This is a genomic window from Xanthomonas citri pv. mangiferaeindicae (genome assembly GCA_002240395.1).
Taxonomy (GTDB): Bacteria; Pseudomonadota; Gammaproteobacteria; order Xanthomonadales; family Xanthomonadaceae; genus Luteimonas; species Luteimonas citri_A.
In genome coordinates, this window is the sequence record CP016836.1 from 3,417,618 (window position 1) to 3,439,176 (window position 21,559).

General features: G+C 68.6%; 16 protein-coding genes and 1 pseudogene. 11 read left to right on the plus strand and 6 right to left on the minus strand.

Annotation, left to right across the window (positions count from 1 at the left end):
* Nucleotides 1–568: 568 nt before the first annotated feature.
* The 3 genes from BEN78_14880 to BEN78_14890 form a co-directional block, all read right to left on the minus strand.
* Nucleotides 569–1,132 (minus strand): oligoribonuclease, encoded by a 564-nt coding sequence (locus tag BEN78_14880; GenBank protein ASR44454.1) that lies wholly within the window; start codon nucleotides 1,130–1,132, stop codon nucleotides 569–571.
* 64 nt (nucleotides 1,133–1,196) lie between these two features.
* Nucleotides 1,197–1,703, minus strand: coding sequence for a tRNA-specific adenosine deaminase (locus BEN78_14885; GenBank protein ASR44455.1), 507 nt, complete (start codon nucleotides 1,701–1,703; stop codon nucleotides 1,197–1,199).
* A gap of 76 nt (nucleotides 1,704–1,779) precedes the next feature.
* Complete coding sequence (locus BEN78_14890; protein ID ASR44456.1) at nucleotides 1,780–2,415, minus strand: XRE family transcriptional regulator; 636 nt, start codon at nucleotides 2,413–2,415, stop codon at nucleotides 1,780–1,782.
* 304 nt (nucleotides 2,416–2,719) lie between these two features.
* On the opposite strand from BEN78_14890, the gene BEN78_14895 reads away from it, so the two are divergent.
* The 10 genes and pseudogenes from BEN78_14895 to BEN78_14940 all read left to right on the plus strand — a co-directional run bounded on the left by BEN78_14895 (nucleotide 2,720) and on the right by BEN78_14940 (nucleotide 17,224).
* Nucleotides 2,720–4,696: a hypothetical protein gene (locus BEN78_14895; GenBank protein ASR44457.1), complete on the plus strand. Its 1,977-nt coding sequence runs from the start codon at nucleotides 2,720–2,722 to the stop codon at nucleotides 4,694–4,696.
* A gap of 30 nt (nucleotides 4,697–4,726) precedes the next feature.
* Complete coding sequence (locus BEN78_14900; GenBank protein ASR44458.1) at nucleotides 4,727–5,725, plus strand: dipeptide epimerase; 999 nt, start codon at nucleotides 4,727–4,729, stop codon at nucleotides 5,723–5,725.
* Nucleotides 5,722–7,740, plus strand: coding sequence for a hypothetical protein (locus BEN78_14905; GenBank protein ID ASR44459.1), 2,019 nt, complete (start codon nucleotides 5,722–5,724; stop codon nucleotides 7,738–7,740). Before BEN78_14900 ends, BEN78_14905 begins: the two co-directional genes overlap by 4 nt.
* A 17-nt stretch (nucleotides 7,741–7,757) precedes the next feature.
* A complete protein-coding gene (locus BEN78_14910; GenBank protein ID ASR44460.1) occupies nucleotides 7,758–9,053 on the plus strand; it encodes a peptide ABC transporter in 1,296 nt (431 codons plus the stop codon).
* A gap of 213 nt (nucleotides 9,054–9,266) precedes the next feature.
* A complete protein-coding gene (locus BEN78_14915; protein ID ASR44461.1) occupies nucleotides 9,267–10,445 on the plus strand; it encodes a dipeptidase in 1,179 nt (392 codons plus the stop codon).
* A gap of 23 nt (nucleotides 10,446–10,468) precedes the next feature.
* Complete coding sequence (locus BEN78_14920) at nucleotides 10,469–12,679, plus strand: hypothetical protein (protein ASR44462.1); 2,211 nt, start codon at nucleotides 10,469–10,471, stop codon at nucleotides 12,677–12,679.
* A 191-nt stretch (nucleotides 12,680–12,870) separates the two neighbouring features.
* Nucleotides 12,871–13,914 carry an EBNA-1 nuclear protein gene (locus BEN78_14925; GenBank protein ID ASR44463.1) on the plus strand — a complete coding sequence of 348 codons (1,044 nt, stop codon included), beginning with the start codon at nucleotides 12,871–12,873 and terminating at the stop codon, nucleotides 13,912–13,914.
* Nucleotides 13,915–13,967: 53 nt separating this feature from the next.
* Nucleotides 13,968–14,921, plus strand: a complete 954-nt coding sequence (locus BEN78_14930) for a hypothetical protein (protein ASR45172.1) — start codon at nucleotides 13,968–13,970, stop codon at nucleotides 14,919–14,921.
* Complete coding sequence (locus BEN78_14935; GenBank protein ASR44464.1) at nucleotides 14,918–16,066, plus strand: hypothetical protein; 1,149 nt, start codon at nucleotides 14,918–14,920, stop codon at nucleotides 16,064–16,066. Before BEN78_14930 ends, BEN78_14935 begins: the two co-directional genes overlap by 4 nt.
* 122 nt (nucleotides 16,067–16,188) lie before the next feature.
* A pseudogene (locus BEN78_14940) lies at nucleotides 16,189–17,224 on the plus strand (EBNA-1 nuclear protein).
* Between the two features lie 488 nt (nucleotides 17,225–17,712).
* Here the strand turns inward: BEN78_14940 and BEN78_14945 are convergent.
* Nucleotides 17,713–18,129: a hypothetical protein gene (locus tag BEN78_14945; GenBank protein ASR44465.1), complete on the minus strand. Its 417-nt coding sequence runs from the start codon at nucleotides 18,127–18,129 to the stop codon at nucleotides 17,713–17,715.
* Between the two features lie 202 nt (nucleotides 18,130–18,331).
* On the opposite strand from BEN78_14945, the gene BEN78_14950 reads away from it, so the two are divergent.
* Nucleotides 18,332–19,234, plus strand: a complete 903-nt coding sequence (locus tag BEN78_14950) for a hypothetical protein (protein ASR44466.1) — start codon at nucleotides 18,332–18,334, stop codon at nucleotides 19,232–19,234.
* A gap of 14 nt (nucleotides 19,235–19,248) precedes the next feature.
* Here BEN78_14950 and BEN78_14955 read toward each other — a convergent pair whose 3' ends face one another.
* On the minus strand, nucleotides 19,249–20,118 hold the full coding sequence (locus tag BEN78_14955; GenBank protein ID ASR44467.1) for a hypothetical protein: 870 nt from the start codon (nucleotides 20,116–20,118) through the stop codon (nucleotides 19,249–19,251).
* 44 nt (nucleotides 20,119–20,162) lie between these two features.
* Nucleotides 20,163–21,521: a hypothetical protein gene (locus tag BEN78_14960; protein ASR44468.1), complete on the minus strand. Its 1,359-nt coding sequence runs from the start codon at nucleotides 21,519–21,521 to the stop codon at nucleotides 20,163–20,165.
* Nucleotides 21,522–21,559 lie beyond the last annotated feature (38 nt).

Consider the following 21,559-nt stretch of genomic DNA (forward strand, 5'->3'; position numbering starts at 1 on the left):
TGACTCGGGCGCGCGCCATCCATGGCGCGCTCGACGCGGCCACCGGCCGCCAGTCCGCTGCCGAGGTCGTTCGAAGAGTGACTTCGATTGAAGTGCGCACGTTCTGCCGGTCGGGAAGACCTGCCAGTTCGCTCAGACCACTCCACCTCACGGAGCCGGATTGCGCGGCATGTCGCACGCATACAGCTTGCGCTCGCCACCGCCCGGCAAGCAGCCTCTACGCCTATGGCGCGCTATTGCAAACCCCAGACCAGCGCAACGCTCTGAGTACGGCCGTGCGCGACTTTCCCGGCAGGTAGTGCTGCGTCTACCCGAAGTCGGGATGCATACGTCCGCAGCAGCGGACTGACGGCTGGAGGCCGCGCCAAGCGCGCCATGGATGGCGCGCGCCCGAGTCAGGACAGGATGTCCTGCCGAGGGAGAAGCGGCTTCCAGCCGGCAGGCCGATGGCTATCCGACGCGGGAATCCAACCCCCGCACTTATGAGAAGAGCTTAAAGCGCGGCTACCGCAAGCAATCGCAGGCGGCTATCCCGCTGCCCGCTCGGCCGAATATGGCCGAGCAGAACTCAAGGCTGCGCCAGCGCCGCCATGTGGCGCCGATAGTGTCGGAGCTCGTCGATCGAATCGTGCACATCGCTCAGCGCCGTATGCGCCGAATGCTTGGTGAAGCCCGACAGGATCTGCGGCGCCCAGCGGCGCGCCAACTCCTTGAGCGTGCTCACGTCCAAGTTGCGGTAATGGAAGAACTTCTCCAGCGCCGGCATCTGCCGGTGCAGGAACCGCCGATCCTGGCAGATCGAGTTGCCGCACATCGGCGAACGCCCCGGCTCGACCCACTGCTGCAGGAACGCCAGCGTGCGTGCCTGCGCCTCGGCCAGGCCGACCCCCTGCTCCAGCGAGCGCGCCCACAGACCCGAGCGCGTGTGCTGATTGCGGTTCCAATCGTCCATCGCCTCGAGCACATCGAGCGGCTGCACGATCGCCAGTTCCGGACCTTCGGCCAGCACGTTGAGATCGCCATCGGTGATCACGGTGGCGATCTCGAGGATCTGGTCGTGGTCGGTGTCCAGACCGGTCATCTCCAGATCGATCCAGATCAGCCGGGTATCGCTGTGCCTGTCGGCATTCATGGGCAGGTCGCCATCGCGGTCGTGGCGCGCATGATATCGCAGCGGTCCACGCGCCTCGCCTGCGTCAGCGTAGCGGGCGGCCGCGCTTGCGACGGAAGTAGTTTGTCAGCATCGGTCCGGCGACCTCGGCCAGCACCCCGCCAGTCACCTCGACCCGGTGGTTGTGCCGCGGATCGCCCAGCACGTCGAACACGCTGCCCGCCGCGCCGGTCTTGGGGTCGAACGCCCCGAACACCACGCGCGCGATCCGCGCATGGATCATCGCCATCGCACACATCGCGCAAGGCTCGAGCGTGACCACCAGCGTACAGCCGACCAGCCGGTGGTTGCCCAAGGCCTGACCCGCACGCCGCATCGCCACGATTTCTGCGTGCGCGCTGGGATCGTGCTCGGCGATGTTGCGGTTCCACCCCTCGCCGATCACCTCGCCCTCCGGCGAGACGATCAGCGCCCCGACCGGGATCTCGTCGTCCTCGACCATCGCCCGTTCGGCAAGCCTCAGCGCCCGGCGCATCCACGCCGAGTCCGCATCGGCGGCATCGATCACAGAGGGCGCGTGGGGTTCCGGCATCCCAGCATTATCGCCTGCGGCCGGCGGCACGTCCCAGGCCCTGCGTGCGCCCGCGCAAGGCGGGGCCCGGCCGAGCTCAGACGCTGCCTTCCTGCTCGTGCATGGTGATCAGCGATTCCATCAGGTCTTCGTCCGCGCTCGAGCACACGCCAAGCAGCAGGGCCTCCTCGCAGCCGGTGTCGACGATGTAGGCATGTCCCATCTGGCTGTCGATGTAGATGCCCTCGCCCTCGCTGAGCACCACCGGGTCGTAGAACTCGCTGTGCACCTGGACCCGCCCCTCGAGCACATGGATGTACTCCTCGCCGGGGTGACGCACCAGATCGCCGAATTCGGCCGTCGTCTTGGCGCGGACCCGGGTGACGATCGGGATCATGCGTTTGCGCCGCAACTCGGTGCACAGATAGAAATAGTCGTAGTTATCGGTCTTGACCCGCAACGCCTTGTCGAGGGTGCCGATGCTGCGGCGGGCGGTCACCGCCTGCGGCGCGGCGCCGGGCTCGGGTTCGGCGAACAGCTCGGACACGCGCATGTTCAAGCGCTGCGCCAGGTGCTGGAGCTTGTCGTAGGTCAGCGTCAGCCGGTCGTGCTCGATCTTCGACAGGGTGGACAGCGGAATGGCGGTGTGTTCGCTCATTTCCCTGAGCGTCCAGCCCCTGCGCGTGCGCAAGCCGCGCAGCAGGGTTCCGAGCGTGGGGCTCTTCGGACTCATCGACAGGCCTTGTCCTTTGCAATGAAGGTGAGCGCACGATACTACGCGCGGATGAACACCATCCTGATCAGGATGTTTTTTTTGGGTGATGGCGCGGCGGGCACCTTGTTCGGGTCCATCGCGCCCTGGCCGAGCGGCCGCACGCGGCGCGACAGAGCGCGCTTGCGCTGCCCGCTCCACAGACCGGCACCACGCAATGTTTGACATTTCTCCGATCAGGAATAATGTAGCCTGATTGAGATATCTTCGGCGGTGCCGGGCTCCCCTGCATCGCTTCCGGATTTCCGTCGAGGGGGGTCGTCGCATGCGTCTTTGGACGTGGCTTGTCGTGTTGTGCTGTGCTGCCGCTGCAAGCCTCCCAGTCTCCGCCCGGCAATCGGGCGCCGCCGCGACCGCGCCCGTGGCGGCCGAAACCCACGCCTTGACCGAGGACGATGCCGGCACCTGGCTGGACGGCTTCCTGCCGTACGCGATCGAGCGTGGCGACATCGCCGGCGCGGTCGTCACGGTGGTCAAGGACGGCCGGATTCTGGTGCGCCGCGGCTACGGGTTCGCCGACGTCGAGCAGCGGATTCCGGTCGATCCGGACAGCACCCTGTTCCGGGTGGCGTCGGTCTCCAAGCTGTTCACCTGGACGGCGGTGATGCAACTGGTCGAGGCCGGACAGCTCGATCTGGACGCGGACATCAACCGCTATCTGGACTTCCAGGTGCCCGGGCGCGGCGCACCGATCACGATGCGGCACCTGATGACGCATACGGCCGGGTTCGAGGCCAACATCAAGAACATGTGGACCAGCGAGGCCGTTGCGCAGGCCCACGGCCTCGCGCTCGGTCCCTACCTCGCCCATTGGGTCCCCAAGCGGATCTTCGCGCCCGGCACCACACCCGCCTACTCGAACTACGGCACGAGCCTGGCCGGTTACATCGTCGAGCGCGTCTCCGGCCTGCCCTTTCCCGAGTACATCGAGCGCAGGATCTATGCGCCGCTGCAGATGGATCACGCCAGCTTCCGGCAGCCGCTGCCGCCGGCGCTGCGCGCCCACGTGTCCCAGGGATACGCGCGGGGCTCGGGCGACGCGCGGGCGTTCGAGGTGACGCCGTCGGTTCCAGCCGGCGGCATGTCGGCAAGTGGCTCGGATATGGCGCGCTTCATGATCGCCCATCTTTCGGCCGCCAGTGGCCACGACACACCGATCCTCCGCGCGTCGACCAGCGCGCAGATGCTGACCCCGCAGACACGCTTCGCGCCGCCGCTGCACACGATGGCGCTGGGGTTCTATGAGATCGATGTCAACGGACAACGCGTGGTCTCGCACGCCGGCGACACTTTCTCGTTCCATTCGCAGTTGTTCCTGTTCCGCGACCACGACGTGGGGCTGTTCGTGTCCTTCAACAGCGCGGGGGTGGGCGGCGTCACCGGACCGATCCGCCGTGAACTGCTGGAACGTTTTGCCGACCGTTATTTCCCCGTCACCGCCCCCGCGCCGCCGGCGCCAGCGGTCGATGTGGCCCTGGCGGCCGAGCAGGCGCGCCGGCTGGCGGCGCCCGCCTATCGCGAGGCCCGGCGCACCGAAACAGGGCTGGGACAGATCACCTTCCTGTCGCAAGCGCGCCTGCAGGCGCTCGACGACGGCAGCCTGCGCTTCGAGCGCATGAAGCAGCCCAACGGGCAGCCGACGCTGTTCAAGCCGATCGGCCCCTGGCTGTGGCAGGCGACGCACAACGAAGTGCGTCTGGCTGCGATCTTGAAGGATGGCCAGCCGGTCGGCTTCGCCGTCGATTCGGCGGCGCCGTTCAATGCCTTCCTGCAGATCGAAGGCTACCGCTCGGCGGTCTGGCTCAAGCCGCTGCTGATCGCTGCGGTGGTCGTGCTGGTGTTGACCGTGCTGGCCTGGCCGATCGCAGCGATCGTCCGACGTCGCAATGGTCGTCGCCTGGACTGGTCGCCGGCCGCGTTGCGCGCCTATCGCCTGAGCCGCGTGGCCTGCGTCTGGATGTTGCTGATGCCGGTCGCCGGCCTGGCTGTGATGACCTGGGGCTCGGCGGATTTCGCACGCTTCGACGACCGCCTCGATCCGATCGTGATCCTGCTGGGTATCGGCACCCTCATCGCCATCGTCGGCGGCATCGCCGCAACGGCCTGGCACCTGCTGCAGACACTGCGCAGCCGACGCGGCGTGTTCGCCATCCTGCGGGCCGCCCTGCTGCTGGCATCGGCCTGCGTGCTCGCCTATGTCCTGGTCCTGATGGGCCTGGCCGATTTCGCCATCGATTACTGACCCCTCGCCGCCCGACGGCTGGAGACCGCCATGAAATTGACTCTGCAGATCGACAAGCTGCGCATGCTCGCCCCGTTCCGGATCAGCGGCTATGTCTTCGAGCACGCGCCGGTGCTGCGCGTGGAACTGGAAGACCAGGGCCACCGCGGCCGCGGCGAGGCCAGCGGCGTCTACTACTTCGACGATACGCCGGAGCGGATGCTCGAGACCCTTGAGGGAATGCGTGGCGTGATCGAAGCCGGCATCGACCGTGCCACGCTCCAGCACCTGCTGCCGCGCGGCGGCGCCCGCAATGCGCTCGATTGCGCGCTCTGGGATCTGGAGGCCGCGCGGGCCGGCAAGCCCGCGTGGGCGCTGGCGGGGCTGTCCCAGGTCCGGCCGCTGCTGACCACCTGGACCCTCGGCGCCGACGATCCGGGGACAATGCAGTCGATCGCCGTGGCGCGCTACGCGCCGGCCAAGGCGCTCAAGCTCAAGCTCAGTGGCGAGCTCGATGTGGACATCGAACGCGTCCGCGCAGTGCGCAAGGTGCGACCGGACGTGTGGATCGGCGTGGACGCCAACCAGGGCTATACCGCCGATGTGCTCGATGCGCTGATCCCGGTGCTGATGGACAACGGCGTCAGCCTGCTCGAGCAGCCGTTGCGGCGCGGGCGCGAACGCGATCTCGACGGCTTCGCCCGGCCGTTGCCATTCGCCGCCGACGAGAGCGTGCAGGACACGTCCGAGATCGAGGCGCTGGCCGACGTGTTCGACGTGATCAACATCAAGCTCGACAAGTCTGGCGGGCTGACCGAGGGCCTGGCGATGGTCGACAAGGCGCGCACGCTGGGCATGCAGGTCATGGTGGGCAACATGATGGGCAGCAGCTGGGCCATGGCACCGGCCTTCATCGTCGGCCAGCACTGCGACGTCGTCGATCTCGATGGGCCGCTGGTGCTGCGCGACGACCGGGTGCCGGGCGTGCACTACGACGATGGGCTGATTCACTGCGACGACAGCATCTGGGGAACGGGAGTGCCGGCATGAAGACGTATTCGATCACTCGGCGCCGCTGGCGGGCGTTCGCGTCCGGCCTGCTGCTGGCATCGGCTGGCCTGCTGGCGCCGCTGTACGCGCAGGTCCCCTCGCCCTCCCCGCAGGAGGCGTCCGTACCGGGCCCGGTGCCGGTCGCAGCCGATGCGGGTACCGCGCCTGCCGGCACCCTCGATGCCGCGCGCGTGGACACCTTCCTCGACGGACTGGTGCCCTATCTGATGGCGCAGGGCGATCTGGCCGGCGCGGTGGTGACCGTGGTCGAGAACGGCCGCGTCGTCACAGAGCGCGGGTTTGGCTTCTCCGATGTCGCCAAGCGCGCGCCGGTCGATCCGCAGACCACCTTGTTCCGTCCCGGCTCGATCTCCAAGCTGTTCGTCTGGACGGCGGTGATGCAGCTCGTCGAACAGGGCCGTCTCGATCTCGACACCGACATCAACACCTATCTCGATTTCGAGGTGCCGACCAAGGGCCAGCCGATCACGCTGCGCCAGGTGATGACGCATACCACGGGTCTGGAAGAACGCATGCGCCATCTGCTCGTGCTGGGGCCTGACCATCCGGCCACCGGCGAGCAGTACCTCAAGGACTGGGTGCCCGAGCAGATCTTCGCGCCGGGCACGATGCCGGCGTACTCCAACTACGCCACGGGCGTTGCGGCCTACATCGTCGCGCGCATCAGCGGACAGTCGTTCGAGGACTACGCGCAGGCGCATATTCTCGGCCCGCTGGGCATGCAGTACGCCAGCTTCCAGCAACAACTGCCGACCGAGCTCTTGCCGCATGTCGCCAATGGCTACCGGCTCGGCTCGGGCGACGCCTGGCTGGCGGAGAAGACCACCGCACCCGGTATCGGCGGCCTCTACGCGTCGGGCGGGTCGATGGCGCGCTTCATGCTGGCGATGCTCAACCAGGGCGAACTCGACGGCCAGCGCATCCTGCGCCCTGAAAGCGTCGCGCAGATGTTCGCGCCCCAGCCGGCCTACCTGCCTCACCTGCCGCGGATGGCGCTGGGCTGGATGACCTCCGACACCGGCGGTTACGACACGCGCTCGCACGGCGGCACCACGCTGTTCTTCTACTCGTGGCTGTACCTGATCCCCGAGCGCAATATCGGCCTGTTCGTGTCCACCAACACTGCCGGCCGCGATGCCGCAGGATCGGCATTGCGCGCGCAGGTCTGGGAGCGTTTCGTCGCCGAGTTTCTGCCGCAGCGCCCGATCGTTGCCGCGGGCCCAGGTGTCGATGCCGACACGGCCCGCGCGCACGCGGCCGCACTGGCGGGAGTGAGCTGGCAGAGCACGCGTCGCTCCGACAGCTCCTATCTTCGGGTGGTGAACCTGCTGTCGCCGGTGCGGGTGCATCCGCAGGACGACGGCACGATCACCGTCGATGGCCAGAAGGGGCTCAATGGCCAGCTGCTGCGGTGGCGGGAAGTGGCGCCGTGGCTGTGGCAGGAAGAGCACGGCCGCGGCCTGCTCGAGGTGAAGATCGAGGACGGCAAGCCTGTCTACTTCTCGGCCGGTCCGTTCGCGTCGGTGTTCGGCTACGAGCCCTTCCCGGCCTGGCGCTCGCCCAGCTGGCTGCGCCCTGCACTGCTGGTGTCGCTCGCCTTGCTGGTGCTGTCGGCGGTCCTGCGCGTCGGCGGCGTGTTCGTGCGGCGTCATTACGGCGTGGCGGCACCGGTCGATGCTCGCGGTTTGCGCGCCGCGCAGACGCTGTCGATCACCGTGCTGCTGGCCGGCGTTCTCGCATGGGGACTGTATGCGAAGGCGATCTCGGCACCGGGCGGCGTGGCGGACTATCGCGACCTGCCGCTGCTGCTGGTGCAAGCGCTGTCGTGGCTGGGCGTGGTGGCCGCGCTGGTTCTGGTCTGGGTGGCGGTGCGCAAGCCCGCGACATGGCCGCGTCTGCGTCGCTTCGGCAGTTGGGTCGTTGCACTGGCCGGGCTGGTCCTGGCCTTCGTCAGCTGGACGCAGGGACTGCTGACCACTGGCGTGCAGCTGTAAGCGGCGGCGGGGCCCCCATGCACAGCCAGTCCCCGCGGTCGTGGTTCGGGCAACCGCCCGGCCTGACCATCCTGTTCCTGACCGAGATGTGGGAGAAGTTCTCCTACTTCGGCATGCGGGCGCTGCTGGTCTACTACATGACCAAGCAGTTGCTGTTCTCGCAGGAGCAGGCCTCGCTGGTCTACGGGCTGTACACCGCGCTGGCGTATTTGACGCCGGTGTTCGGAGGGCTGGTGGCCGACCGCTGGCTGGGCAAGCGCCGCGCGGTGATCGTGGGCGGCGCGGTCATGGCGTTCGGTCACTTCTTGATGGCCTTCGATGCCCTGCTGTATCCGGCGCTGTTGGCGATCGTGCTCGGCAATGGCCTGTTCCTGCCGACCCTGCCCGGCCAGGTCGGCGACCTGTATCGGCGCGAGGATCCGCGTCGCGGCTCGGCGTTCAATGTCTACTACGTCGGCATCAACCTCGGGGCGTTTCTCGCCCCGCTGGTCTGCGGCACGCTCGGCGAGCTCTACGGCTGGCACGTGGGCTTCGCCGCTGCCGGCATCGGCATGCTGCTTGGCCTTGCGATCTACATCGGCGGACGCCGGCACCTGCCGCCCGATCCGCCGCGCACCGTCGGCACGACGCTGCCGCTGTCGGCGCTGTGGCAGCCGGCCTATCGCCCGGTGCTGCAGTTGATGGCGATGGTTGCCGGGCTGGTGGTGGTGTTCCGGCTCGCCTACGAGCAGATCGGCAACACCATCGCGATCTGGCTCGACACCGGCGTCGACCGGGCGATCACGGCGGATTTCACCATTCCGATGACCTGGTTCTTTTCGCTCAACCCGTTGCTGGTGTTCCTGATCACGCCATGGCTGGTCCGGGCCTGGACCCGACAAGCGCGGGTGGGCCGCGAGCCGCCGGCGTTGCGCAAGATGGCAATCGGCGCGGCGGTGGTCGGCGGTGCCTTCGCGCTCGTCGCGGTGCTCGGCGGCACGCCGGCCGCCCAGGTCGGTTGGCTGTGGGCCGCGCTGTTCTTCCTGGTATTCACCTTCGGCGAACTGTTCATCCTGCCGGTCGGGTTGGGGCTGTTCGCGCGTCTGGCCCCGGTCGGCTTCGGCGCGACAATCATCGCAGCATGGTTCCTGGCCTCGTTCGGCGGCAACCTGCTGGCGGGTGCAGCCGGCACGCTGTGGTCGCGAACATCCGTGCATGGATTCTTCGCCACGATGGCAGGCGTCTGCGTCGTCGTCGCCCTGCTGCTGTGGCGACTGGAGCAGTGCGCGCGTCCGCTGCTCGCCAAATCGGCCGTCGATCCCCAGCCACACTGAGCCTGGCCATCTGCGCAACGTCGATCCGTCGCGACAACACCGACAGTGACGGGGGCCGGGCATCCGCCTCAAAGCGGCAGCGCGTATGCCGCCGCTCGCCAGCAGCCATGCTGCAGTGCAGCGCAAATTCAGGACAATGCGTCCTGATATTCCTTGACAATTCTCCGATCAGGATAAATATTCCCGTAACGGGATTATCGCAAGAGGAACGTCATGTCCACCGCACCGCGGACCCCTGCCCTGACCCGCCGGCGACTGCTCGGCGGTGTGGCCGCCCTGGCCGCAGGCGCGATCGCGTTTCCCACCATCGCGCGCGGCCGCCATGCCGTGGTGCCCGGTGCCACGACCGCCTACTCCACGCGTGCGATCGATCTGGTCCGCGAGTCGCTGGTCATCGACATGCTCGGCGTGATCAAGCTCGACTTCCGCCCCGAGTACCCGGCCATCCGGATCAGCGAGAAGGACGCGGCCGACATGCGCGCCAGCGGCATCACCGCGCTCCATCACGCGGTCGGACTCGGCGGGCCCAACGCGTTCCAGGACACGCTCCAGTACATGGCCGCATGGAATGGCTTCGTCGGTCGCAACAGCCACGTGTTCACTCTGGTCGGCGAGGCGGAAGACCTCGACCGGGCCAAGGCCGACGGCAAGGTCGCGGTGATGATCGGTGTGCAGAACGCCGAGCACTTCCGCACGCCGGACGATGTCGCCCTGTTCTATCGCCTGGGGATGCGCTGCGCCCAGCTCACCTACAACGCCCAAAACCTGCTCGGCTCAGGCGCGACCGACCGGGTCGACGGCGGCGTCAGCGATTTCGGCGTGCAGATCATCGAGGCGATGAACGCGTCGGGCATGCTGATCGACGTCTCCCACTGCGGTGACCGCACCACGCTCGACACGATCGAGCTGTCGCCGCGCCCGGTCGCGATCACGCATTCCAACTGCCGCGCACTCAACGATCACCCGCGGGTCAAGACCGACGAGGCGATCCGCAAGCTCGCGGCCAAGGGCGGGGTCATGGGGATCACCGGCGTGCGCATGTTCGTGCGCGACCGCGAGCCCACGACGATCGAGCACATGGTCGACCACATCGACCATGTCGTGAAGCTGGCGGGCATCGACCATGTCGGTATCGGCTCGGATGCCGACCTGCACGGTTACGACGACATGCCCGGCGACCAGGGCGCTGCGCTGCGCGCCGGTTACAAGGCCAGCTACGCATTCCGCGAGCGAATCGATACCGACGGTTTCGATCATCCTCGCAAAACCTACGACCTCGTCGAGGTCCTGATCCGTCGCGGCTACAGCGACGGACACATTCGCCAGATCCTCGGCGGCAATTTCCGGCGTCTGCTCGGCCAGACCTGGAAGCCGATCGTTCTTCCCACCTGATCACGCCCATTGCGGAGCCCGGCATGCGCACGATGAAACCTTCGATCCTCGCCACCACGCTGGCCATGTGTTGCGCCGGCCAGGTCCCCCAGGTGTTTGCGCAGGCCGCGGAGAACGACACCGTCCGCCAGGCGCCCGACGCGGTGGAGCTCGACCGCGTGGTCGCCACCGCGCAGAAGCGTAGCGAGAACGTCATGGAGGTGGCCTCGGGCGTCAGCGTGATCAGCGAGGAGCGCCTCGAGGCATTCGGCGCGACCCGGCTCACCGACTTTGCTGCCTATGTGCCCGGCTTCCAGGTCGACAGCGGCGGCGCTCCAGGCCAGACCACGATGGCCCTGCGCGGCGTGGCCCCGCTCGGCGGCGGCTCAATCATCGGCACCTACATCGACGACACGCCGATCGGCCCCAGTACCAACAAGCAGCGTGCGACGACCTATGCGCTGGACCTGCTGCCCTACGACATCCAGAGCGTGGAAGTGCTGCGTGGCCCGCAAGGCACGCTGTACGGCGCCGGCGCGATGGGCGGGCTGTTCAAGTACATCACCAAGGCAGCCGACCCGGACGTGATCGAGTTCCGCGCCGGCATGGACGTCAACAGCACCCACGAGGCGGGCGATCTGGGCATCGGCCTGCGCGCGGCGATGAATGCGCCGATCGTCGAAGGACGCGTCGGCCTGCGTGCGAGCTTCTCCAGGCAGGTGACGCCCGGCTACGTCGACCAGCCCGACCTAAGCGGCGACGACGCCAAGGACAGCAATGGCTACACCCAGCTCGCCTCGCGCGTGGCGCTGACTTGGCGTCTCACCGACAACGTGAATCTGCGCCTGCAGACGCTGCATCAGTTGGTCGACGCGGACAACACCGGCCAGGTCGGCCTGAGCCCGACGACGCTCGAGCCGTTGCGCGGCGAGCTCGACGGCATCCTGTTCCGGCCCACGCCCTACCGCATGGAGACCAACTACCACTCGGCGATTCTCGACTGGGACCTGGGCAGCATGGATTTCGTGTCGGCGACCAGCTTCTCCGAGACGCACATGGACGAGACCCAGGATTCCACGTTGGTCTATGGCGTCGCCTGGCCGCTGCTGACCGGTGGCGCCATCCCGGCCGGCCAGGCGCAGTTCGACATCTACCTGGGCAATCGCAAGTGGACGCAGGAGTTCCGGCTCAGCTCCAAGGCGGACGATCGCTTCGAATGGCTTGTCGGCACCTTCTTCACCGGCGAGAAGCACGCCAACAGCCAGACGGTCCTCCCCTACGACAGCAGCGGCAATCCGCTGCCGTTCAATGCCGCGTCCGGCACCTTGCCCGGTCGCTACGACGAGCAGGCGCTGTTCGCCGATGCGACCTACAAGTTCAGCCCGCGCTTCGACGTCTCGGCCGGCCTGCGCTATGCGCGCAACGAACAGGATTTCGAGCAGCACACCACCGGCGCGCTGTATGGCGGCACGCTCGACCTGGTCGATTCCATCGACGAGAACGTGTTCACCTGGAAGCTCGCCACGCGCTGGCATCTCGACGACCGCTCGATGCTCTATGCGCGCTATGCCACCGGCTATCGGCCCGGCGGCCCGAACGTCTCGGTGACCGGTTCGGTGCCGATGACGCGCTCCGACACGCTGGGCAACTTCGAGCTGGGCTACAAGTCGCACTTCTGGGACCGGCGCGCGATGATCGACGTCGCCGCGTTCCGTATCGACTGGGACGACATCCAACTGCGCGAGACCGTCAACGGCATCTCGCGGCTCGGCAACGCCGGCAGCGCGAAGAGCCAGGGCCTGGAGTTGGCGACGATGGTCCGCGCGACCGATCGGCTGACCGTCGGGTTCAATGCCGCCTACACCGATTCCGAAGTGGGCGAAGTGCCGCCGGAGAGCGGCCTGGAGTCGGGCAGCCGCATGCCGCTGACGCCGCGCCTGAGCTGGTCGAGCACCGTGGACTACGACTTCGAGGCCGGCCCGCAATGGCACGGGCGCGTCGGCGGCGGCTTCCGTTTCACCGGCAGCCGCGTCGGCGACGGCGGCTACGAGATCGAGCGCTATCGGGCGATCGACCTGCATGCCGAGCTGACCAACCTGCGCTGGACCGCGCGGCTGTACGCCCGCAACCTGACCGATGAGCGCGCCTACGTGTCGACCGGGCTGGTGCGCGACGTGTTCAACCAGGACGTCGCGGTGGTCGGCGTGCCGCTGCAGCCGCGCACGATCGGCGTGTCGATCGACTACCGCTTCTGATCCCCTGCGCCCGCGCCGCCTGACCGGGCGGACGCACGCGCGCCCCGCACGACCTTGCCCGACCGGCGAGGCAGGACGCCGCTGCGTGATCGCGACGGCGGCCTTTGCCGCGTCGCCCCTCTGCCTGCAGCACACCGGTCAGCGCCGGCGTGCCGCCTTCCCCACCTGACTGCTTCATCGATGGAGTCTCCATGACGTCTTCTTCCCCCAGCGCGACCCACGCCCTCGCCGCACTGCCCCAGCCCTACCTGCTGTTTCTCGGCGACACCACTGAGGTCGGCTTCGCCAAGACCGCGATCGGCTTGCGCGACTGGGCACCCGAGTTGTGCGTTGCCGAGTGGCGCCTGCCCGGAGGCACGGTCAGTACCGGCTTGCCCGCCATGACCCCGGCGCAGGCATACGCCGCCGGCGCCCGGGCCGTGGTGATCGGCGTGGCCAACCGCGGCGGCGTGCTCGTTGCCGACTGGGTACCGGCCCTGGTCGACGCGCTCGAACAAGGGCTGGATCTGATCAGCGGGCTTCATCAGCGGCTCGGTGATATCCCGGAACTGGCCGAGACCGCGTCGCGACTGGGACGCCAGTTGATCGATGTGCGTGTGCCGCCCCGCGGCCTGCCCGTGGGCACCGGCCGCAAGCGCAGCGGAAAGCGCGTTCTGACAGTCGGCACCGACTGCGCGCTCGGAAAGAAGTACACCGCGCTCGCATTGGCGCGCGGCCTGCGCGAGCGCGGCGTCGACGCCACGTTCCGGGCCAGTGGCCAGACCGGGATCCTGATTGCCGGCCAGGGGATTGCGATGGACGCCGTGGTCGCGGACTTCTCCGCAGGCGCCGCCGAGCTCCTGAGCCCCGATGCCGCCGACGGGCACTGGGACGTCATCGAGGGCCAGGGGTCGCTGTTCCATCCCGCCTACGCTGGCGTCAGCCTGGGTCTGCTGCACGGAAGCCAGCCGGACGTCTTCGTGGTCTGCCACCAGCCCGACCGCGCGCATACGCTCGGATATCCGGACTATCCGCTGCCGTCGATCGAAGAGGTCATCGATCTGACCGTGCGTCTGGGGCGCCGCACCAACCCGGCGATTCGCTGCATCGGCGTGAGCCTCAACACGCAGGGCATGGACGCTGCGGATGTCGACGCGCTCTGCGCGGATATCACCGCGCGTCTCGGACTGCCGGCCGGCGATCCGATGCGAAACGATGGCAAATTCAATCACCTTGTGGAGGCCTGCCTGTCATGAAGAACCGATCCCTGACCCTGAGCCTGACCGCATGTCTGGTCGGCGTCTTCGGCCTGGGCGCGGTGTCGGCCGAGGCCGCACCGGCCACCCCGGTCGAAACCGAAGTCGCCCGCCTGGCCACGCAGGTCGACGGCACCGTCGGTGTCTCGGCCTGGCGCCTGGACGGCGCTGGCCCGCAAGTGCATCTCAACCCCGACGACGCGTTCCCGATGGCCAGTACGTTCAAGGTCGCGGTCGCCGCGGCAGTGCTGGCGAAGGTGGATGCGGGCGAGCTGGCGCTGACGACGATGGTGCCGGTGCCCATGGCGATGCACGTGGACTCGGAGGTGATTGCCGACCGCTTCATCCACGAAGGGCTGAGCCTGTCGATCCATAATCTGCTCGAGGTGATGCTGACCCAGAGCGACAACACCGCTACCGATGTGCTGGTCGCGCAGGCGGGTGGCCCGGCGGCGGTGACCGCCTGGCTGCGCGCGCAAGGGGTCGAAGGCCAACGTGTGGACCGCAACACGCGTGATCTGTTGCTCGGCTTCTACGGCATCCGCGAGGCCGGACCGCTGACCAAGGCCGGTGTGGCCGAACTGGCGAAGGACCCGGCGCTGCTGGCGCGCAGCCAGCAAGCCAATCGTGCCTTCGATGCCGATCCTCGCGATACCTCGACCCCGCGCGCGATGTCGACGCTGTTGACGCGCCTGTTCAAGGGCGAGGCCCTGAGCGCCGACAGCACGCAGACGCTGATCCAGGTGATGGAACGCTGCCGCACCTGCGGCGACCGCCTGCGCGGCCGCATGCCGGCCGGCACGGTGGTGGCCGACAAGAGCGGCACATTGGGCGGCACGGTCAACGACGTGGGCGTGGTCACTCTGCCTGACGGCAGCCAGGTGGTGATCTCGGCGTTCGTCAAGGGAAGCTCGGCGCCGCGGAGCGATCGCGAGCGCGTCATCGCCGAGATCGCCCGGACCGTGCGCGATTACTATCTGTTCCTGCCCAAGGCCGCGACGCCATGACGGCCCAGGCCAGCCGGTTCCAGCGGTTTCTGCTGCCGGGCCTGGCCTTCAAGTCCGCAGTGATCGGTGGCGGTTACGCCACCGGTCGCGAGCTGGCTGAGTTCTTCCTGCCGTCGGGGCCTTGGGGCGGCCTGGCGGCCATCACGCTGTCGATGGTGGTGTGGAGCGTCGTGTGCGCGCTGACGTTCCTGCTTGCCCAGCAGATCCGCGCTTACGACTACCGCAGCTTCTTCCGGCATCTGCTCGGTCGTGGCTGGTGGACGTTCGAGATCGCCTACCTGGCCCTGATCGTCGTGGTGCTGGCGGTGTTCGGTGCGGCTGCCGGCGAACTGGCGTCGAGCATGTTCGCCTGGCCGCGCATCGTCGGCACGCTGCTGCTGGTGGTCGTGATCACCTTGGTGGTGCAGGCCGGTGCGAATGCCGTCGAGCGCCTGTTCAAGCTGATGTCGATCTTCATGTACCTGGTCTACGCGCTGGCGGCATGCCTGATTCTGATGCGCTTCGGTGGCGCATCGATGTCGGCGCTGTCGAGCGCCGGCCCGCCCGAGGCGCGCTGGGCGCTCGACGGGCTGACCTACGCCGGTTACAACGTGTTCGCAGCGGTGTCGGCATTGCTGGTCGTGCGGCACATGCTGGGGCGCCGCGATGCCGTGGTCGCTGGCGCACTGGCCGGTCCGCTGGCGATTCTGCCGGCGATGATCTTCTACCTGTGCATGCTGGCTTTCCTGCCCGGGGTCGCCGATGCGCCGCTGCCGTCGGATCTGATGCTGGGCCAACTGGGCATGCCCTGGTTCCACTGGCTGTTCCGGCTGATGATCCTGGTGGCCCTGGTCGAGACCGGTGTGGCGCTGATGGCATCGGTCGACCGACGCATCCTGATTCACTGGCAGGAGCGGACCGGCCGCGAGCCGGGCCCGCTGCTGCGCGCGGGGATCATCGCCGCGCTCCTGCTCGGCGCGGTGGTCATGGCCGACGCGATTGGGCTGGTATCGCTGATCGCGCAGGGCTATCGCCTGTTGGCGTACGCGATTCTGTCCACCTATGTCGTGCCACTGCTGCTCTACGCGGGTCGCGAGCTGTGGACCCGGCGGCGCCGGGCGTTCGATGGCAGCGTGCTGCCGTCCTCACCGACCGGAGCGGGCTGAACGCGCGCCGCGCATGCCCATAAGCTGGGGCTATGGATTGGCAGCGCCAATTCAATAGCCGGCTGTGCGCACGCCACTGAAGATGGTCGGGTGATCCGGAACTGCCCAGGAGCCTGCGCTTGATGTCCCTCGAGTCCAACGCGCCCGGCGCCTGGGCCCCGCCGTTCCTGCTCTATCTGGGCGATGCCGCCGACGACCTGGCCGCCAAGACCGCGCGAGGTCTCGCGCAGTTCCGCCCGCAGTGGTGTGCCGGCCAGTTCCGTGGGCCCCAATGCCGCACGACGGTCGGACTGCCGGATATGGACTTCGTGCACGCGCACGCCGCGGGCGTCAGGACACTGGTCGTCGGCCTCGCCAGTGCGGGCGGCCGGCTGTCGCCGACCATGGTTGACGACATCGTTGCCGCGCTCGGGCCGGGCTCGATGTCGCATCCGGCTTGCACGAGCGCCTGGCCGCGCACCCGTCGATCGCTGCCGCTGCGCAGCGCCACGGCAGACGCCTGTTCGAAGTCCGGATGCCACCGCCCGACCTGCCGGTCGGAACCGGGCGCAAGCGCGAAGGCCGGCGCCTGCTGACGGTCGGTACCGACTGCTCCACCGGCAAGATGGTCACCGCGCTCGTTCTCGAAGCGGCGTTGCGCGCACGTGGCGTCCCGGCCGACTTTCGTGCAACCGGCCAGACCGGGATTCTCATCGCCGGTCGTGGCATTGCGATCGACGCGCTGGTCGCCGACTTCATTTCGGGGGCGTCGAAGCATTGTCGCCCGCGCGCGATGACGGCGGTTGGGACGTCATCGAGGGCCAGGGCTCGCTGTTCCACGCGTCGTTCGCCGGGGTCGCGCTCGGGCTGCTGCATGGCGCCCAGCCCGACGCACTGGTGCTGTGCCATACGCCAGGACGCCAGCACATGCGCGGCCTGCCACACATGGCCCCACCGGACCTGGCCATCACGCTCGAAGCAAACCTCGCGGCGGCACGCCTGACCAATCCCCGCGTGCAGGCGGCAGGCATCGCCCTCAATACCAGTGCCCTGTCCGATGCCGAGGCACTGCGCTTGTGCCGCGACACCGAGCAGGCCTTCGCTTTGCCGACCTGCGATCCCCTGCGCCACGGCGCCGCCGCCATCATCGACAAGGTGCTCGCATGCTGTCCTGGTTGAGTGCACACCCGCGCAGTTGGCCGCTGGCCGTTCCCTTTCGCATCTCGCGCGGCTTGCGCACCACGGCCGAGGTCGTCGAGGTCCATGTCCGCGATGGCGACCACGTCGGTCGCGGCGAGTCCACGCCGTATGCCCGTTACGGGGAAACGACCGCATCGGTCCTGGCACAGATCGAGACGCTGACCCGGGCCGCGCCTCGTGGAATCGATCGGGCGCAGCTGCAGCGGATGCTGCCGCCGGGCGCGGCACGCAATGCGGTCGATGCCGCGCTGTGGGACCTGGAATCGCAGCGCCGCGGCGCGTCGGTCGCCACGCTGCTCGGGCAGACCGCCCCGCCCTGCCTGCCGAGCGCACAGACCATCGGCCTGGATACGGCCGAGCGCATGGCCAGCGCCGCACGTGGGCACGCGCATCTCGACCTGCTCAAGATCAAAGTCGGCGCCGACGATCCCGCGCGCCTGATCCGTGCGGTGCGCGAGGCAGCGCCACTAGCGCGGCTGATGGTCGATCCCAACGAGAGCTGGACGCTGGCGCTGCTGCAGGCGATGCAGCCGGTGCTCGCCGAGGCCCGGGTGGAGTTGGTGGAGCAGCCGTTGCCTGCCGGCGAAGACGCGCAGCTTGCGGGCTTCGACTCGGCCGCCCTGCTGTGCGCGGATGAATCCTGCCACGTCGCCACCGACCTGCCCCGCCTGCGCGGGCTCTACCAGGTAGTGAACATCAAGCTCGACAAGACCGGTGGCCTGACCGGTGCGCTGTCGCTGCTGGACGCAGCGCAGGCGCAAGGGTTCGACATCATGGTCGGCTGCATGGGCTGCTCGTCGCTGGCGATCGCGCCGGCGCTGCATGTGGCCCGGCACGCGCGCTTCATCGACCTCGACGGACCGCTCTGGTTGCGCGAGGATCATCTCGGCGGCGTAAGCTTCGTTGGCGGCCTGCTGCAGCCGACATCGCCCCAGCTGTGGGCGGCGGCCTGCGCAGCCCCGGCGCCAGCGCGCCCTCCTCCCCGGCGCCGTGCCTGCAGCCGGCTGACGCTCCGGTGGCGCACGTCCGCTGAACCATCGGTTCCCCGCGCGCACGATGCGCCGTCACGCAAGTCCAGACCCGCCCATGCGCTTTCGCCAGATCGAAGTCTTCCACGCGATCTACACCATCGGCTCGATCAGCGGCGCCGCGCGCGCACTGCACGTCTCGCAGCCCGCCCTGAGCAAGGTGCTCCAGCACACCGAGCAACGGCTGGGCATCGCGTTGTTCCGACGGGTCCGCGGGCGTCTAGTGCCGACCGACGAAGCGCACGCACTGGCCATCGAGGCGGCGGAGGTCTTCCGGCGCCTGACGTCGCTGCAGAAGGCGGCCGGCAAGCTGCGTTTTTTGACCGACGGACATATCCGGCTGGCCGTGGTGCCGTCGCTGGGACTAGCCGTGGCGCCGCTGGCGATCGCACGCTTCCGGATGCAGCATCCCCAGGTCACCTTCGAGGTGCAGACCTTGCACCACGACGACCTGTTCCGTGCGCTCTACGAGCGCAGTTGCGACATCGCGATCGGTTACGACGCCCCGCCGCATCCGCGCCTGCAACGGCGGACGCTCGCCGATGGCGAACTGGAGGTGATGTTCCGCGAGCAGGACATGCCCGATGTCGGCGAACGCGTCGCGCTCAAGGCGCTGCAGGACCGCGACCTGATCGGGCTGACGACCGGCGGTCCGCTGGGCGACCTGTTCAACCGTGAACTGCAGCGGCTGGAGGTGCGTGTGCGCGAGGTCGTCTCCAACCAGACCTTCTACATCGCGGCGGGCCTGACCCGATGCGGAGCGGGTCCGTCGATCGTCGACGAGTTCACCGCGCGGGCGATCGGCGGCAACGGCCTCGCCTCGCGGCCGCTCACCCCGGCGCTCGGTTTCAAGGTGCAGTGCATGTTCCTGGAGGATCGCCCGCCGTCGCGTCTGACCGAGGGCTTCCTGGCGCAACTGGTGACCGCGCTGGGCGAGCGCGGGGCGCCGGCGATCGGCTGACCGCGTCAGGCCCGCTAAGGCGTGGATTCGGGCGGCGTGCGCGACGGCAGCGTATCGACGAAGCTGCCGACCAGCGACACGAAGCGGTCGGGCGCCTGCGTATGCAGGAAATGCTCGCTGTCCTCGAACGTGATCTGGCGTGCACCGTAACGCGCCGCCAGACCGCGCTGGCTGTCGAGCCAGACATCGCGGACATCGTCCCCCAGCCGGAGTACTCCTGCCGACAGCACCAGCGCAGGGACACCGCGAGGTGGCGTGAGGCCACGCACCTGTGCCTCGCTGGCCTCCAGCGCTGCGAACTCCCGTGCCTGGGTCGGCGCAAGCGCCAGCACCGGCCTAACCCACCAGGGATCGGCGCAGCGCGCCGCGCTCAGCGTGGCGCGGCAGCGCTGCATGAAATCCGAGGCCCGCGCATCGTCGAACACCAGCGCCGCCACCTCGTCGGGATAGCGCGCGGCATAGGCCTCGGCGATCAAGCCACCGAGCGAATGCCCGACCAGGACATAGGGCGGCCGGACCTGAGTCTGGCGCAACAGCACATGCAACTCGTCGGCCATCGTGTCGGCATCGCGCGGACCGGCCGGTGCGCGTTCGCTGCCACAGTAGCCGGGCCGATCGAAGGCGAACACCGGGCCGTGGCGCGCCAGGCCTTCGAGCACGGCGGCGAACGTCGCCTGTCCGCTGCCCAGCCCGGTGATGAGCACCAGCGTGGGCCGTCGGTCTGCGGGATCGCCGAGCAGCGACCACTGCACGCGCCGCCCCGCCACCTCGGCAGTACGCAGCGCGGCGGCGAACGGTACGTCGCTGCTGCAGCTGCCCTTGCGGATCGCCAGGTGCAGCGCCAGCCCCAGCACCAGCGGCAGCGCCACGATGCCCGCCAGCATGATGCGCAGCCAACACCTGCGACGCCTGGGCTGTACGACGTCGGTCATTTGGCCGTCCGCAACAGCCGGACGACTTCATCGCCCATCGACACCCGCAATGCGGCACCCTCGGGCTGGAAGCGCAGCCGGATCGACCGGACCGGATCCTCGGCCACGTAGCCGCCGGTATCGTCGGGTCGGAACACCTGGGGTTCACCGGCTGCCGGCGTCAGCGGCGAGAAGACTGTCGCGTGCAGGCGGTCGCCCGCCTCGATCGCGTCGATCCGGTAGCGCAGCGACAGCGCCGCATTCGTGTAGTCGCCGACACGGGCCGCCGCCTGCGCGGTCGGCGACCAGAGCGTGTCCCCCTCGAGCATGGCCGCGACTGTATCGGCAAGCGGAACCGGGTCGCGGTCGCCGCGGTTGCACAGCACCGCGACCGCAAGTCCGCGATCGGGCAAGCGCAAGTACTGCAGGCGGAAAGCCTCGGCGCCGCCGGCGTGCTGGATGACGCGCTGGCCCAGGCGCTGCCCAATGCGCAGGCCCCCCGCATAGCCCAGGCCGTCGGGCGCACCGGACAGGCCACCGTCGGACAACCGCGCGGGCGTCCACATCAGCGCACGCACCGGCGCAGTCCAGACCCGGTGACCGACCTCGATGTCGTGCTCGTACCGCGCAAGATCCTCGACGCTGAGCATCACCCCGCCCGATCCGGAGACCAGCGGATACGTGTCGCGCACCTCGAAGCCGTCGCCGACCGGAACATAGCCGTGCGCAACGTTCGGGCCCGTCGGCCGTGCACCGTCCAGAACGAAGGCCTCGCGCATGCCCAGCGGCTCGAACACGTGGGTGCGGACACGCTCGGCGAACGGCGTGCCGGTGACCCGCTCGACGAGCATGGCGAGCAGCCGATAGCCGCTGTTGGAGTAGGCGTAGCGGCTTCCCGGCACGAACGCGGTCTGCGGCTGCGCGGTGATCAGCGCCATGATCTGGCGCGCATCGAGCGTGCTCCAGTCCGACGCCCCCGACAGCGCAGCGAGCATCAGCCAGTCCGGCACGCCGGCGGTGTGGTGCAGCAACATCCGTGGGGTCACGGTGTGGGCATACGCCGGCAACTCGGGCAGGTAGCGCCGCACGTCGGCGTCGAGATCGATCGTGCCCTCGACCGCGAGTTGCGCGACCACCAGTGCGGTGAACTGCTTGGACACCGAGGCTGCGTAGAACACCGTGCGGGCGTCGATCGGACGCACGCTCTCAAGGTCGGCCAGGCCTGCCGAGACCGACAGGACCGGCGCGCCACCGCGGAATGCCGCGACCGCACACCCGGGCGCAGACGCGTGCGTGGGGTCGGCCACCAGCGCGCGCACCGCATCGGAATCGACCGCCTGCGCCTGCGCGGCGACCAGCAGTCCACCCGCCAGCAACGCCCTCGCCCACCCTCGTCTCGCCCGTCCCTGTGCCA